General features: G+C 67.0%; 14 protein-coding genes. 11 read left to right on the top strand and 3 right to left on the bottom strand.

What is annotated here, in order from left to right; translation table 11 throughout:
- The first annotated feature begins 84 nt into the window (after nucleotides 1–84).
- The 10 genes from ON43_RS25575 (at nucleotide 85) to ON43_RS25530 (ending at nucleotide 10,504) form a co-directional block, all read left to right on the top strand.
- Nucleotides 85–1,452, top strand: coding sequence for a nucleobase:cation symporter-2 family protein (locus tag ON43_RS25575; RefSeq protein WP_051179207.1), 1,368 nt, complete (start codon nucleotides 85–87; stop codon nucleotides 1,450–1,452).
- A gap of 109 nt (nucleotides 1,453–1,561) precedes the next feature.
- Complete coding sequence (uraD, locus tag ON43_RS25570; RefSeq protein WP_040811478.1) at nucleotides 1,562–2,059, top strand: 2-oxo-4-hydroxy-4-carboxy-5-ureidoimidazoline decarboxylase; 498 nt, start codon at nucleotides 1,562–1,564, stop codon at nucleotides 2,057–2,059.
- Nucleotides 2,047–2,391, top strand: coding sequence for a hydroxyisourate hydrolase (gene uraH, locus ON43_RS25565; RefSeq protein ID WP_218003364.1), 345 nt, complete (start codon nucleotides 2,047–2,049; stop codon nucleotides 2,389–2,391). The genes uraD and uraH overlap by 13 nt, the downstream gene beginning before the upstream one ends.
- Nucleotides 2,392–2,397: 6 nt before the next feature.
- Nucleotides 2,398–3,303: a factor-independent urate hydroxylase gene (gene pucL, locus ON43_RS25560; RefSeq protein ID WP_040811474.1), complete on the top strand. Its 906-nt coding sequence runs from the start codon at nucleotides 2,398–2,400 to the stop codon at nucleotides 3,301–3,303.
- Nucleotides 3,248–4,768, top strand: a complete 1,521-nt coding sequence (locus ON43_RS25555; protein ID WP_245568742.1) for a nucleobase:cation symporter-2 family protein — start codon at nucleotides 3,248–3,250, stop codon at nucleotides 4,766–4,768. The genes pucL and ON43_RS25555 overlap by 56 nt, the downstream gene beginning before the upstream one ends.
- Before the next feature lie 160 nt (nucleotides 4,769–4,928).
- Entirely contained in the window at nucleotides 4,929–5,750 is an 822-nt protein-coding gene (locus tag ON43_RS25550) for a hydroxypyruvate isomerase family protein (protein ID WP_040811473.1), read from the top strand.
- A 40-nt stretch (nucleotides 5,751–5,790) separates the two neighbouring features.
- Nucleotides 5,791–6,681, top strand: a complete 891-nt coding sequence (locus tag ON43_RS25545; protein ID WP_040811471.1) for a 2-hydroxy-3-oxopropionate reductase — start codon at nucleotides 5,791–5,793, stop codon at nucleotides 6,679–6,681.
- 5 nt (nucleotides 6,682–6,686) lie between these two features.
- Complete coding sequence (gcl, locus tag ON43_RS25540) at nucleotides 6,687–8,465, top strand: glyoxylate carboligase (protein WP_040811469.1); 1,779 nt, start codon at nucleotides 6,687–6,689, stop codon at nucleotides 8,463–8,465.
- Nucleotides 8,466–8,477: 12 nt separating this feature from the next.
- On the top strand, nucleotides 8,478–9,650 hold the full coding sequence (locus ON43_RS25535) for a glycerate kinase (RefSeq protein ID WP_051179202.1): 1,173 nt from the start codon (nucleotides 8,478–8,480) through the stop codon (nucleotides 9,648–9,650).
- Nucleotides 9,651–9,709: 59 nt separating this feature from the next.
- Nucleotides 9,710–10,504 (top strand): fumarylacetoacetate hydrolase family protein, encoded by a 795-nt coding sequence (locus ON43_RS25530; RefSeq protein ID WP_245568741.1) that lies wholly within the window; start codon nucleotides 9,710–9,712, stop codon nucleotides 10,502–10,504.
- A gap of 109 nt (nucleotides 10,505–10,613) precedes the next feature.
- On the opposite strand, the gene ON43_RS25525 is transcribed toward ON43_RS25530, so the two are convergent.
- The 3 genes from ON43_RS25525 to ON43_RS25515 all read right to left on the bottom strand — a co-directional run bounded on the left by ON43_RS25525 (nucleotide 10,614) and on the right by ON43_RS25515 (nucleotide 13,489).
- The gene (locus ON43_RS25525; RefSeq protein ID WP_040811632.1) at nucleotides 10,614–11,402 is read right to left on the bottom strand and encodes a VOC family protein; all 789 of its coding nucleotides are present in this window, start codon (nucleotides 11,400–11,402) and stop codon (nucleotides 10,614–10,616) included.
- A gap of 61 nt (nucleotides 11,403–11,463) precedes the next feature.
- Nucleotides 11,464–12,900 carry an alpha/beta hydrolase family protein gene (locus tag ON43_RS25520; RefSeq protein WP_051179200.1) on the bottom strand — a complete coding sequence of 479 codons (1,437 nt, stop codon included), beginning with the start codon at nucleotides 12,898–12,900 and terminating at the stop codon, nucleotides 11,464–11,466.
- A gap of 28 nt (nucleotides 12,901–12,928) precedes the next feature.
- Nucleotides 12,929–13,489 (bottom strand): ArsR/SmtB family transcription factor, encoded by a 561-nt coding sequence (locus tag ON43_RS25515; protein WP_040811465.1) that lies wholly within the window; start codon nucleotides 13,487–13,489, stop codon nucleotides 12,929–12,931.
- Between the two features lie 144 nt (nucleotides 13,490–13,633).
- On the opposite strand from ON43_RS25515, the gene ON43_RS25510 reads away from it, so the two are divergent.
- The coding region (locus ON43_RS25510) for a DUF222 domain-containing protein (RefSeq protein ID WP_167333461.1) at nucleotides 13,634–14,504 on the top strand (871 nt) is incomplete at its 3' end.

Genomic DNA, 14,504 nt, shown 5'->3' with positions numbered 1-14,504 from the left:
GAACTGTTGACCCTGCTTTGTGGCCCGTGCCACTCTTCTCGCTTAGCGGAATGACCCTTCCGCTATCCGAGAGAGGCAGCGCCAATGGAGACGGCTCCCGAAGCCCCAGAACGACATCCGGTCGACGTCGTACCCCCGGCATTCCAACTCCTCGCGGGCGGCCTCCAGCACATCGCGGCCATGGTCGCGGGTGTCGTCGCCCCGCCCCTGATCGTCGGTGCGGCAGTCGGTTTGAGCTCGAGTGAAACCGTCCTGCTCATTACCGCGAGCCTGTTCACCGCCGGACTCGCCACCCTGCTGCAGTCGCTGGGCTGGTGGAAGTTCGGCGCGCGCATGCCGCTGATCAACGGCGGCTCCTTCGCCGCGGTCGGCCCGATTCTTGCCATCGCCAAGGATGCGGCCCCGGGCCAGGCGCTGCCCGTCATCTTCGGCGCGACCCTGGTCGCCGGCGCGATGGCCGTCTTCGCGGCCCCTTACTTCTCGAAGCTGAGCCGCTTCTTCCCGCCCATCGTGGGCGGCACGGTCATATCGCTCATCGGACTGTCCCTGCTGCCGGTCGCCCTCGGCTGGATCAGTGGTGCGGGCGAGGGCTCGATGGATTCGGCGCACGTGCCGATGAAGAACCTCGCCGACGCCGCGTTCGCACTCGTGGTCGTGCTGCTGTGCCATCGCTTCCTGAAGGGCTTCGGCCGCCAGCTGGCCCTGCTGATCGGTCTCGTCGCGGGCTCGCTGCTGGGTTGGCCACTGGGACTGCTGGATACGGCTCCCGTGCGCGGCGCCGCGCTGGTCGGTTTCATCCCGCCGTGGCACTTCGGCGCACCGCAGTTCCAGATCGGCGCGATCCTCTCGCTGTGCATCGTCATGCTCGTGGTGATGACCGAGAGCACCGCCACCATGATGGCGCTCGGTGAGATCGTGGAGCGGCCCGCCGAGGAACACCACATCGCGGGCGGTCTGCGGGCCGCCGGCATCGGCACCATGCTGGCCTCGGTGATGGGCGGATTCGCCTGTGGCGCATTCGCTCAGAACGTCGGGCTGGTCGCGCTGACCAGGATGTACAGCCGGTACGTGGTCGCCGTGAGCGGCGCGCTGCTGGTGCTGCTGGGCCTGTTCCCGGTGGCTAGCGCGGTCGTCGAGCTGGTTCCCAAACCGGCCCTCGGCGGAACCGGCCTGGTCCTGTTCGGCACCGTGGCCGCCAGCGGCATCCGGCATCTGGCCAAGGCCGATCTGGGCGACCCGATCAACTCGCTGATCGTGGGCGTCTCGCTGTTCATCGGCATGACCCCGACCGTGGCCCCGTCCTTCTATGCCGGTCTGCCTGGCCCGTTCTCGATCATCATGGCCTCCGGCATCAGTGCGGGCTGTGTGACGGCCCTGGTGCTCAACCAGCTGTTCCGCGCTCGGACCAGCAACATTTCGGCAAGTGCAAAATCGGCTTGTGAAGCGCTCTGACCAGCAGTTTCCGTATATTTTCAACAAAATGTTGACTAACTGTTGTGGCCCGTGACACGCTTCATCCGTAGCGGAATCACCCTTCCGCTATCCGAGAGAGGTAGCGCCAATGGTGACGTTGGTCGAATTCAATTCGACAGCGAGTGAAGAACTCTTGCCGGTCCTGCTGACCTGCTGTGATGCCCCGAGCTGGGCGGACGGCGTGCTGGCGGCCCGGCCCTACGCCGATATCGACGGCGTGCTGGCCCGGGCCGATGAGCTCGCCGCCGGTCTCCCCGCCTCCGAGGTGGACCGCGCACTGTCGGCACACCCCCGCATCGGTGATCGGGTACAGGGCAAGGACACCCACTCCGCGTGGTCGCGTCAGGAACAGTCCGGCGTCAGCCAGGACGAATCCGTGGCCGCGCAGCTGCTCGAGGGCAATCTCGCCTACGAGAAGCGTTTCGGCAGGGTCTTCCTGATTTGCGCCACCGGCCTGTCGGCCGAGCAGATCCTGGCGAGCCTGAACCAGCGTCTCACCAACGACGACGACACCGAGGCGGCCACGGTCGCCGAGGAACTCCGCAAGATCGCCGTTCTCCGCCTGCGAAAGGTATTCGACGCGTGAGCACCATTACGACGCACATCCTCGACTCCGCGCTGGGCAAGCCCGCGGCCGGCGTCGAGGTGCGGCTGGAACAGGTCGGCCCGGAAGTCCGGGTCGTGGCCGAGGGCAAGACCGATGACGACGGCCGAATCAAGGATCTCGGCCCCGAAGGCCTCGAGGCCGGTAACTACCGCCTCACCTTCGACATCGAAAGCTATGCCGCCGCAACGAATCAGACCTACTTCTATCCGACGGTCTCGATCACCTTCAAGGTCGCCGGACAAGCGGGCGAGCACTACCACGTGCCCCTGCTCATGAGCCCCTTCGCCTATTCCACCTACCGAGGAAGCTGAACTCACATGGCAATCAAGCTGGGACAGAACCAGTACGGCAAGGCCGAGAACCGCGTCGTCCGCGTCTACCGCGACACCCCGCGCCACCAGATCCGCGATCTGAACGTCTCGACCTCGCTGCGCGGTGAGTTCTCCGACGCCCACATCACCGGTGACCAGGCCGACGTGCTGCCCACCGACACCCAGAAGAACACCGCCTTCGCCTTCGCCAAGGAGAAGGGCATCCACTCCATCGAGGAGTACGGCCTCACCCTGGCCGATCACTTCATCTCGCGTGCCCCCACCGCCACCGGTGCGCGCATCGAGGTCGAGGAGTACGCCTGGGATCGCATCGAGGTCGACGGCCAGCCGCACGATCACTCGTTCGTGAAGTCGGGCCAGGGCGTACGCACCACCGTCGTGAACGTCGACGGCGTCGGCCCGGATCGCGTGGCGCACGTGGTGTCCGGTGTGAAGGACCTCGTGCTCCTCAAGACCACGGGCTCGGAGTTCCACGGCTTCTTCAAGGACAAGTACACCACCCTGCAGCCGACCAACGATCGCATCATGGCGACCTCGCTGGTGGCCAAGTGGCGCTACAACCACACCGATGTCGACTGGGACAAGACCTACGACGCCATCCTGAAGGTGCTGCTGCGCCAGTTCGCCGTGGTGCACTCCTACGCGCTGCAGCAGACCCTCTACTCGATGGGTCGCGCCGTGCTCGAGCAGTTCACCGAGGTCGCCGAGATCAAGTTCTCGGCCCCGAACAAGCACCACTTCCTGGTGGACCTGAGCCCCTTCCACGTGGACAACCCGGGCGAGGTCTTCATCGCCGCGGATCGTCCCTACGGCCTCATCGAGGCCACCGTCGAGCGTGACGACGCGCGCGACGCCGGCAACGCCTGGACCGCCATCCCGGGCTTTTGCTGACCGGCACAGGGCTGAGCACCACGCTGAGTTCTTCTTCATTGAGTTAGTAGGAGGTGCGGCGATGGGCGATGACCATAGCCGCGTGCAAGTGACCGCGACGCGTCCCGAGGATCAGCGTTATTCCCTGGGGCAGTCCCTGGTCTACGGAACTCAGCACATCCTGACGATGTACGGCGGTGTGATCGCACCGCCGCTCATCGTGGGAGGTGCGGCCGGACTCTCGGCGACGGACATGGCGCTGCTGGTGACAGCGGGCCTGTTCGTCTCCGGTCTGGCGACCCTGCTGCAAACCCTGGGCATCGGGCCGATCGGCTCCAGATTGCCCATCGTGCAGGGCATTTCGTTCGTCAGCGTCTCGACGATGGTCACCATCGCGCAGGAGGGCGGGCTGCGGCCGGTCTTCGGCGCGATCATCGTCGCCGGTGCGATCGGGTTGGTGCTATCCAGTTTCTTCGCGAAACTGGTGCGGTTCTTCCCCTCGGTGGTGACCGGAACGATCATCACCGTGATCGGACTCTCGTTGCTGCCCACCGCATTCCGGTGGGCGATGGGCAACAACCCCAAGGCCGCCGACTTCGGCTCGATGGGCAATATCGGCTTCGCGGGCATGACCCTGGTCATCATCCTGGTGATCAGCCGGCTGTTCCAGGGCGCCATCTCGCGACTGTCGATCCTCATCGGCCTCGTGATCGGCACCATTATCGCGGCGGCCACCGGCCACGCCGACTTCTCCAAGGTCGGCGACGCGAAAATCATTGCGCTGCCGCCGATCCTGCACTTCGGCGGGCCGACCTTCCAGGTCGGGGCGATCGTCTCGATGACCATCGTGATCCTGGTGATCATGGTGGAGACCACCGCCGACGTGCTCGCGATCAGCGAAATCGTCGGTACCGAAGCCGATTCCAAGCGGGTGGCGGCCGGTCTGCGGGCCGACATGCTGTCCTCGGGTGTGGCTCCGCTGTTCGGCAGCTTCCCGTGCAGCGCCTTCGCGCAGAACGTGGGGCTGGTCGCGCTCACCGGCATCAAGAGCCGATTCGTGGTCGCGACAGGCGGTGTCGTGCTGGCACTGCTGGGCCTGTTCCCGATCGTGGGAGCCGTGGTGGCCGGGATTCCGTATCCCGTCCTCGGCGGTGCGGGCATCGTGTTGTTCGGTTCCGTCGCGGCGAGCGGCATCCGCACGCTGGCGCGGGTCGACTTCACCGACAACCTGAATATGGTTCTGGTGGCCGTGGCGGTCGGCGTGGGCGTGATTCCCATTGCCGCACCGACGTTCTGGGACAAGTTCCCGACCGGCATCGGGGTCGTCATGCACTCCGGCATCTCGGCGACCGCCATCGCGGCGATCGTGTTGAACCTGGCGTTCAACGAGTTCAAACGCGGAAACAAGCCTGGCGCTTCGGTGTTCGCGGCGGCTGATGACGCGAAGGACGAGTTGGGCGATCGTCTCGAGGACGATATCCGCTGATCGTAGGTCCACACAGTACTGGCTAGTAGCTCCCGGGACTCCTTGACGGGATTGTTCTGGGAGCATTAGCATTTTCATATCCCAGAAAAACATTTCCGCATTGCGGAAAATAGGGCAGAAGCTCGAAAGACGCTCTGCGGAAACGACTGGAGGGATTCCAATGACTCACTCGCTGAACTACGCCGTGAACTGCTCGCTGCTGTTCACCGAGCTGCCGATCCTGGAGCGCGCCGCCGCTTCCAAGGCAGCCGGTTTCGACGCCATCGAGTTCTGGTGGCCCTTCGCCGAGGCGGTGCCGGCCGACAAGGACGTGGACGCGTTCGTCGCCTCCGTGCAGGACGCGGGAGTGCAGCTGATCGGCCTGAACTTCTTCGCCGGTGACATGCCGGGCGGCGACCGCGGTCTGGTCTCCTGGCCTGCTCGCGCCCAGGAGTTCAAGGACAACATCGACGTCACCGTCGGCATCGGAGAACGCCTGGGCATCAAGGCTTTCAACGCGCTCTACGGCAACCGCGTCGACGACGCCACCGCCGAGCAGCAGGACGAGCTGGCCGTCGAGAACCTCTCGGCCGCCGCCGTGGCCGCCGCCCGCATCGGCGCGACCATCCTGGTGGAGCCGGTCTCCGGCGCTCCCCGCTATCCGCTGCTGACCGCCGCCGACTGCCTCGGCGTCATCGACAAGGTGCAGGCGCACTCCGGTGTATCCAACATCGGCCTGCTCGCGGACCTCTACCACCTCGCCGTCAACGGCGACGACGTGGACAAGGTGATCGCCGAGCACACCGCGCGCATCGCGCACGTGCAGATCGCCGACAACCCGGGGCGCAATGAGCCTGGCACCGGCGCACTTCCGATCGAGGAGCAGCTCACCGCTCTCGAGGCCAACGGCTACCGCGGCTGGGCCGCCCTCGAATACAAGCCGTCCGGCGCCACCATCGACAGCTTCGGCTGGCTCCCGCTCGAGCGCCGCGCCGCCAAGTAATCACCGAAGACTTTCCAACACAACGACTTAGGAACAGATCATGAGCAATATCGCTTTCATCGGCCTCGGCATCATGGGCAGCCCGATGGCCGTCCACCTCCAGAACGCCGGCCACACCGTCAAGGGCTTCGACCTGAACCCCGCCAACGCGCAGAAGCTGGTCGACGCCGGCGGCCGCGCCGTCACCTCGATCGCCGATGCCGTGCGCGGCGCGGACGTGGTGGCCGTGATGGTTCCGGACTCCCCGCACGTGCAGGCCGTACTCGCCGGTGAGAAGGGCGTTTTCGAGACCGCCGAGCCCGGCGCGCTGATCATCGACTTCTCCTCCATCCGCCCGGATGTCACCCAGGAGCTGGCCAAGCAGGCCGCCGAGCGTGGCTTCCGCCTGCTGGACGCCCCGGTCTCCGGCGGCGAGCCGGGCGCGATCAACGCCACCCTGTCGATCATGGTCGGCGGCTCGGCCGAGGACTTCGCCGCCGCCAAGCCGTTCCTGGACACCGTCGGCAAGACCGTCGTGCACGTGGGCACCAATGGTGCGGGCCAGACCGTGAAGTCGGCCAACCAGCTCATCGTGGCCACCAACATCCAGGCGCTGGCCGAGGCCGTGGTCTTCCTCGAGGCATACGGCGTCGAGCTGGGCCCGGCCCTCGACGTGCTCGGCGGCGGCCTCGCCGGTTCGGCCGTGCTGAACCAGAAGCGCGACAAGATGGCCAACCGCGAGTTCGCCCCGGGCTTCCGGATCGACCTGCACCACAAGGACATGGGCATCTTCACCACCGCCGCCCGTGAGGCGGGTCTGGTGACCCCGGCCGGCTCGCTGATCGCGCAGCTGGTCGCCTCGGCCCGCGCCAACGGCGACGGCCACCTGGACCACTCTGCACTGCTGCGCGGCGTCGAGCGCCTGAGCGGCAAGCTGGACAAGGAGAACTGATCAATATGGCACGCATGCGTACCGTCGACGCGGCGGTCCTGATCCTGGAAAAGGAAGGGGCCACACAGGCTTTCGGCCTGCCCGGCGCCGCGATCAACCCGTTCTACTCCGCCATGAAGAAGCACGGTGGCATCAAGCACGTGCTGGCCCGCCACGTCGAGGCCGCTTCGCACATGGCCGAGGGCTTCACCCGCGCCAAGGCCGGCAATATCGGTGTCTGCATCGGCACCTCGGGCCCCGCGGGCACCGACATGGTGACCGGTCTGTACTCCGCCTCCGCGGATTCCACTCCGATCCTGTGCATCACGGGCCAGGCGCCCGTGGCCAAGCTGCACAAGGAGGACTTCCAGGCCGTCGACATCGCGTCCATCGCGAAGCCGCTGGCCAAGTGGGCGACCACCGTGCTCGAGCCCGCCCAGGTGCCGGGCGCCTTTCAGAAGGCGTTCTGGCTCATGCGCGAAGGCCGTCCGGGCCCGGTGCTGATCGACCTGCCGATCGACGTGCAGCTGGCCGAGATCGAGTTCGACATCGACACCTACGAGCCGCTGCCGGTCGCGCGCCCCGCCGCCACCCCGGCGCAGGCCGCCAAGGTGCTGCAGCTGCTGAACGAGGCCAAGCGCCCGCTGATCATCGCGGGCGGCGGCATCATCAATGCCGACGCCTCCGAGCTGCTGGTGAAGTTCGCCGAGCTGACCGGAGTTCCGGTGGTCCCGACCCTGATGGGCTGGGGCACGATCGCCGACGACCACGAGCTGCACGCCGGCATGGTGGGTCTGCAGACCTCGCACATCTACGGCAACGAGTCGCTGCTGGCCGCGGACTTCGTGCTGGGCATCGGCAACCGGTGGGCCAACCGCCACACCGGCGCGCTGGACGTCTACACCAAGGACCGCACCTTCGTGCACGTCGACATCGAGCCGACCCAGATCGGCCGCGTGTTCGCGCCCGATTACGGTGTCGTCTCCGATGCCGGTGCGGCACTGGAGCAGTTCATCGCCGTCGCCGAGTCCCTGGACAAGGTCGGCTCGCTGACCGACCACAGCGCGTGGGTCAAGGAGGTGCGCGCCAAGCGCGCCACCGGTCAGCGCAAGACGCACTTCGACAACGTGCCGCTGAAGCCGGCGCGCGTGTACGAGGAGATGAACAAGGCGTTCGGCCCGGAGACCCGCTACGTGACCACGATTGGTCTGTCGCAGATCCAGGCTTCCCAGATGCTGCACGTGTACAAGCCGCGGCACTGGATCAACGCCGGTCAGGCCGGTCCGCTGGGCTGGACCCTGCCCGCCGCGCTGGGCGTGGCCACCGCCGTCAAGGACGAGCCGGTCGTCGCCCTGTCCGGTGACTACGACTTCCAGTTCCTGATCGAGGAATTGGCCGTCGGCGCCCAGTTCAACATTCCGTACATCCATGTGCTGGTGAACAACTCGTACCTGGGCCTGATCCGTCAGGCGCAGCGGGCGTTCGACATGGACTACTACGTGCAGCTGGACTTCGAGAACATCAACTCGCCCGAGGTCAACGGCTACGGCGTGGACCACGTGAAGGTCGCGGAAGGCCTGGGCTGCAAGGCGATTCGCGTCTTCAACCCGGAGGACATCGGCCCGGCCTTCGAGAAGGCCAAGTCGCTGATGGCCGAGTACAAGGTGCCGGTCGTGGTCGAGTGCATTCTCGAGCGCGTCACCAATGTGTCCATGGGTGCGGCCGGGATCGACGCGATCACGGAGTTCGAGGAGCTGGCCTCCGCGTTCGCCGACGCCCCCACCGCAACCGTCCCGCTGGACTAAAGGATTCCGTTCATGGCTCGTGTGCTGATCGCCTCCGACAAATTCAAGGGCTCGCTCACCGCCGCTCAGGTCGGGGCGGCCGTGCGAGCCGGAATCCGGCGGGCGCGACCCGACGCCGAGGTGTCGGTCGTGCCCGTGGCGGACGGCGGTGACGGGACCGTCGCCGCCGCCCTCGCGGCCGGTTTCGACGCGGTCCCGCTGACCGCGTCGGGGCCCACCGGGGAACCGGTGCTGACCGCCTACGCTCGCCGCGACGACCTCGCGGTCATCGAGATGGCGGACGTGTCGGGGCTGGTGCGGCTGCCGGACGGCCTGCTGCGACCGATGACCGCCACCAGCCGGGGCACCGGCGAGGTGATCGCGGCCGCGGTCGCGGCGGGATGCCGCCGCATCGTGCTCGGCATCGGCGGCAGCGCCGGAACCGACGGCGGCGCAGGCATGTTGGAGGCGCTCGGCGCCCGCCTGCTGGACGCCGATGGGTATCCCATCGGCGACGGCGGGGCGGCTCTCACCCGGGTGGCCACCATCGACCTGACCGCGCTGCGGGAGCTGATGTCCGGCGTCGAGGTCACCGTGGCCTGCGATGTGGACAATCCGCTCACCGGTCCCTACGGGGCCGCTGCGGTCTACGGGCCGCAGAAGGGCGCCGATCCGGCCCAGGTGGCCGAGCTGGACGCCGCGCTCGGGCAGTGGGCGCAGCGGCTGGCCGCGGAAATCGGGTCGGATCGGCGTGAGACGGCGGGTGCCGGCGCCGCGGGGGGCGTCGGATTCGCCGCGCTCGCGGTCCTGGGCGCCACGCTGCGGCCGGGCATCGAATTGATGCTGGATCTGGTCGGATTCGAGGAGCAGGTGGCCGGCGTCGACCTGGTCATCACCGGTGAGGGCAAGCTCGACGAGCAGACCCTGCACGGGAAGGCGCCGGCCGGGGTCGCCGCCGCCGCACGCGCTGCGGGCGTGCCGGTGGTGGCGGTCTGCGGGCGGAATACCTTGCCCGACAACACCTTGCATGCGGCCGGATTCAGCGCGGCCTACGCGCTCACCGATATCGAGCCGGACGAGCAGCGATGCTTCACCGCGGGTGCGATGCTGTTGCAGCAGCTCGGTTTCCGGATCGCCGAGGATCATCTGTCGGGCGGGCCGGGTGCGGACGCCGTGGTAGCAGAGCAGTCGGGAGGTGCTTTGTGAAGCTGTTGCGAGTTGGCGCTAAGGGCGCCGAAAAGCCTGCGGCTATTGATGATTCGGGTGTGCTGCGCGATCTGTCATCGATCGCCTCCGATATCGACGGTGCGCTGCTGGGCGATGCCGTGGCTCTGGGCAGCGTGCGGCGCGCGTTGGCCTCGGGTCGGCTGCCCGAGGTGGAGTCCAGCGAGCGGATCGGCGCGCCGATCGCGCGGCCCGGCAAGGTGATCGGCGTCGGCCTGAACTACACCGACCATGCCGCGGCCATCGGAGCTGCGATTCCCGAACGGCCCGTGGTGTTCCTCAAGCCGGGCACCACCATCAGCGGACCCTACGACGCCATCGAGCTGCCGCGCGGCAGTGAAGCCACCGATCACGAGGTGGAGCTCGGCGTGGTGATCGGGCAGCGGCTGCGCGACTGCCCGGATCCCGCCACCGCGCTGGGGGCGGTCGGCGGGTACGTCACCGCTAACGACATCACCGAACGCAATGGGCTTGCGGGAGAACCGACCTGGGTGAAAGGGAAGTCGTATGACACCTTCACTCCGATCGGGCCGTGGCTGGTGACGCCGGACGAGGTCGACGAACCGCAGTCGCTGAGCTTGCAGCTGTGGGTGAACGGTGAACGGCGGCAGGCGGGTTCGACCGGGGACATGGTTTCCGGGGTCGGCGAGCTGCTGGTGTACCTGAGCTCGCTGATGACGCTCGAGCCCGGCGATCTGGTGCTGACCGGGACCCCGGCGGGTGTCGCGGTCAGTCGGCCGGAGCCCAAACCCTATCTGCGCGACGGCGATGTCGTCGTCGTGGAGGTCGCCGGATTGGGGCGGCAGCAGACATTGGCCACGGGAGTGCGTGGCTGAGAATTCCTGACGGGGCGTGGCAGGCGCAGCTGGGGTGCCTCAACGCCGCCGCGGGAGTATTCGAACGGCCCGGTCGCTGTGGAGACCGGGCCGTTCGTCCTGTCCGGGGCTAGGACTTGTTGCCGCCCAGGCTGAACGGGACGCCGGTGGGGTCGGCGACCGCGGCCAGGCGGCCGTAGGGGGTGTCCTCGGGCGGGCTGATCACCCTGCCGCCCAGCTCGACCACCCGGCGCACGGACGCGTCCACATCCTCGGCGCCGAAGTAGACCCGCCAATAACCGGGGACGCCGGGCGGGAGGAAGTTGGTCGAGTCCATCACACCGCCGAGCATGGGGGTGGTGGAATGAATTGTGGTGTAGCGGAACTCGGGGACATCGGAGATCGTGAAGGGGTCCTGCCAGCCGAAGACCTCGGGGTAGAACTTCAGGGCGTCGTCGTAGCTGCGGGTGTGCAGTTCGAACCAGGACGGCGCGCCGACATGATCCTCCCAGTTCCCGCCGCCCGCGATGCCGCGCTTTTCGAAGCCGGTCATGGTGCCGGACTCCCAGACGCCGATGCCGACGCCGCCGTTGTCGCCGAAGACTCCGAATTTTCCGAGGTCGCCGACCTCCGTGACCGGCACCGCGGTCATGCCGCCGGCCGCCGTCACCGCCCGCGCGGTCGCCTCGGCATCGGGGCTGGCCAGGTAGACGGTCCACTGGCTCGGGCCGCTGCCGTCGCTGGCCACGCCGCCCGCCACGGCCTTGCCGTCCTTGCGGAAGGTGATGTAGTTGCCGTGCTCCGGCGCGATTTCGGCGGTCCAGCCGAGCAATTCGCCGTAGAAGGCGATCGCCGCCTCGGGGTCGGTGGTGTAGATATCGGTCCAGACCGGATCGCCCGGCCGTGTTTCGTAGGGCATGGTCAACTCCTCGAATCGGTAGTTCGGTCTCCGGAATGGAGACGGGGCGGCGGGCGGAAACTCATCGGGCGAGCAGGGACCAGGTCAGGGCCCAGGCCAACCATATGAAGCCGGTGCAGGTCAGGGCGGTAAGAGCGGCTCGGTGGGGTGTCGGGAGGGTGGCTCGGTGGCGGAGGAGGGTGGTTGTGGTGGTGGCCAGGAGGACCGTGGTCGCCAGGGCGAGGAGCTGGAGGACGAGCCAGGGGAGTGGGCGGTCGAGGATTATCGGGCCCAGGGTGTGGGTGTTGGTGGCGTAGATCGACAGGACGTAGACGATCGTGGCCAGGGTGGTGAACAGGCCGGTGGCGGCGAGCAGGCGGGGACCGCGTCGGGCGGTTGTCACTTGGCGAATTCCCTTGTTCGCGAAGGAGATTGCCAGGTAGGCGGTGAACGACAAGATGATCGCGACGAGTTCTACCGCCTGGACGCCGGGTGCGGTCCACCAGCCGTGGCCGGGGTCGCGGCTGGTTGCTTCCTGTGCCGGGGGCTCCTCGGCCGAGGATGCGGGTGGATTTCCGTCCGCGACCTGGCGTAGCCAGGCACTCATGGTGTCGAGATAGCGGGGTGCGAAATCGCCGCGTGGCACGGGGGATTCGTATTGTGCGCCGATTCGGTCGAATCCGTCGGTGGTGGCTCGGGCGTTGTGTGAGCTGTCGAGGAAACGGATGGTGACGCTGGGGTCCGCTGACAGGGTGGTTCGGAGTACCGTGGCGCTCTCGGCCGGTGGGGTCTGGACATCGTGTTGGCCCCAGAGGGCGAGGATCGGGATTCTCAGGGTGCGCAGGGCGGGGAGGGGGTCGAAGTCGGCGGCTGCGAAGAGTCCGGTGCTGTCCAGGAGGCGGGCGGCGGGGCCGGAGAGGGTGTTCGCCAGTGGGCCGGTATCGCCTTGGTGGCGTAGCTGATTCGCCAGGGACCAGGTCTGGGTGCGCAGCGGGGTGAAGCCCGGTGCGCCGAGGGTGATCAGGAATGCGACGTCGGTGGATCGAGACGCGGCCAAGGGTGCCACCCATCCGCCTTCGCTGAAACCCCACAGGCCGACCAGATCCGGTCGCACGCGCGGTGTTTCGCGGAGGACGTGAACCGCCGCCAGCGCGTCAGCGGCCAGTAGATCGAAGTCGCGATGGATTCGTGAATATCCGTCGGTGCGTTTGTCGTAGGCGAGGACGGTGAGGCCCATGGCGGCGAAGGCCTCCGCCTCGCGCCGGTACTCCTGGCGGGGGCCGGGGCCGGAACCGCCGACCAGGACGATGCCTGGAGTATCGGAATGTGTTGCGCTGGGCTTGATTACGGTGCCGTGCAGAGTGAGGCCGCCGCCTCCGGTGAAGGTGACTTCCTGCTCGGTGATGTCGGGTGTCGCGGTCGCCGGTGCGGCTGGGGTGATCAAAAGTGCGAGTAGCAGTGCGACCAGAGCGCAGGGGAGGAGAAGCCGCGCGGCTCCGGCCGTCGGTTGGATCTTCATATTCGGTTGTCTCCGCTATCGGGCCGGATCAGTTCTCCGGGAAGCTGAACATGCGTAGTAGCACGGCTTTTCGGCTGTGGTCTGCTTCATCCGCTGTTGCTCCGAAGCGCTTGACGAGCGCTATGTACTCCTCGAAGAACTCCTCGAATCGGGCTGGATCGACTCGGATTGTGGCGCGGGAGTAGGCGAATGCGTCTGCCCATGGGCCCAGTTCGTCGGCGCGGCTCTCGAAGGACTCGTAGAGTTCCACCAGTTCGGCGAGATTCTGGCGGGCGATTTCCCAACTGGCCGTGCGCATTTCCGGGGATTGGGCGCTGTATCTGGGAAAGCGTCGATCACGCGGGACTGCCCGCCACCAACGCTCTTTGCCCGTGGAGAGCTCGGGGACTTCTTCGACGAAGCCGTGTTTCGCGAGTTGGCGTAGGTGATAGCTGGTCAGCCCGGTGCTTTCGCCTAGGGCGGTGGCGAGGCTGGTGGCGTTGACAGGTCCGGCACGGAGGTGTTCTTCGATGCGGCGGCGGAGGGGGTGGGCGAGTAGGCGCAGGACTGCTGGGTCGGTGATGAATTCGGGTGTCGGCTGGTCGGCCATGATTCAACGGTAGCTGTGCAAAGAGGGTTTGCAAAGGAGCTTTGCAAGCTGGATTGGCTGAATCCTGTTGGTAGCTGGAAGATTACAGGCGCGCCGCTTCGATCATGCTGTCGTGTCGCTGGATTCGAAACTATGATCGATGGTATGAGTGATTTCGCTGTTGAGATGGCTGCTGACCAGGAGTTGGTCGAGCAGCTCCGCGGCGTGCACTCGAAAATTGCTGCTTTGCAGGCCGAAGAGACCGCGCTCATGACACGGCTGTACGAGCGCCGTCGCGCGCAGCAGATCGACCTCGGTGTCGGGCTGCTGTACGCGGGGGAGAGCGCGGCCACCGAGATCGGTGTCGCGCTGAAGATGTCGCAGCGTTCGGCGGACAATCTGATCAATATCGGGCTCGACCTCGAGCATCGCTATCCGAGTACCGCGCAGGCCTTCGCTGCCGGGCGTATCGATCTGGCGCAGGTGCGTGCGATCCGCGAGACCCTCACCAATGTGCCCGAGGATCTGTTGGCCGAGTTGGAGCCGAAGATCGCGGCGTATGCGGAAAATGCTGACCCGCAGCGGGTTCGGCGTACCGCGCGCCGGTGGATCACCGAGGCCGACCCCGAAGGCCAGGCGAAGCGTCGCAAGGAAGCCGAGGCCGAGCGTTACGTCAGTGTCAATGCGGCCGACAACGGGACCGCTGTTGTCGATGCGGTCCTGCCTGCCGCCGGTGGGCGCACCTTGTACGAGAGGCTGCGTGAGATGGCGTGCACGCAGGTGTGCAGCGAGGATCCGCGTACCCAGAACCAGCGTCGTGCCGATGCTTTGGTTGCCCTCGCCGATGGTACGGGCCGTTTGACCTGCCAGTGCGGGCGCGAAGACTGCCCGCGTGCTGCCTTCGATGCGGTCGCTCCGGTGGCGCGGAAGGCTCTGGTGCAGGTGGGTGTGTCGGCAGAAACCCTTGCGGGACTGCAGGACAACCCGGCGCTGTTGGCGGGGTTCGGGGCGATCGATGCCGATTTGGCGCGGCAGA

Origin of the sequence: Nocardia concava NBRC 100430 (genome assembly GCF_000308815.1) — a bacterium.
Classification (GTDB): domain Bacteria; phylum Actinomycetota; class Actinomycetes; order Mycobacteriales; family Mycobacteriaceae; genus Nocardia; species Nocardia concava.
This window is presented reverse-complemented; position numbering and strand designations above follow the sequence as displayed.

Excerpts from the sequence above, each read along its gene's own strand:
- ON43_RS25525 (WP_040811632.1), bottom strand. The coding sequence starts at position 11,402 with ATGCCCTACGAAACACGGCCGGGCGATCCGGTCTGGACCGATATCTAC.
- ON43_RS25520 (WP_051179200.1), bottom strand. The coding sequence starts at position 12,900 with ATGAAGATCCAACCGACGGCCGGAGCCGCGCGGCTTCTCCTCCCCTGC.
- gcl (WP_040811469.1), top strand. The coding sequence starts at position 6,687 with ATGGCACGCATGCGTACCGTCGACGCGGCGGTCCTGATCCTGGAAAAG.
- pucL (WP_040811474.1), top strand. The coding sequence starts at position 2,398 with ATGGCAATCAAGCTGGGACAGAACCAGTACGGCAAGGCCGAGAACCGC.
- ON43_RS25545 (WP_040811471.1), top strand. The coding sequence starts at position 5,791 with ATGAGCAATATCGCTTTCATCGGCCTCGGCATCATGGGCAGCCCGATG.
- ON43_RS25550 (WP_040811473.1), top strand. The coding sequence starts at position 4,929 with ATGACTCACTCGCTGAACTACGCCGTGAACTGCTCGCTGCTGTTCACC.
- uraD (WP_040811478.1), top strand. The coding sequence starts at position 1,562 with ATGGTGACGTTGGTCGAATTCAATTCGACAGCGAGTGAAGAACTCTTG.
- ON43_RS25515 (WP_040811465.1), bottom strand. The coding sequence starts at position 13,489 with ATGGCCGACCAGCCGACACCCGAATTCATCACCGACCCAGCAGTCCTG.
- ON43_RS25535 (WP_051179202.1), top strand. The coding sequence starts at position 8,478 with ATGGCTCGTGTGCTGATCGCCTCCGACAAATTCAAGGGCTCGCTCACC.
- ON43_RS25575 (WP_051179207.1), top strand. The coding sequence starts at position 85 with ATGGAGACGGCTCCCGAAGCCCCAGAACGACATCCGGTCGACGTCGTA.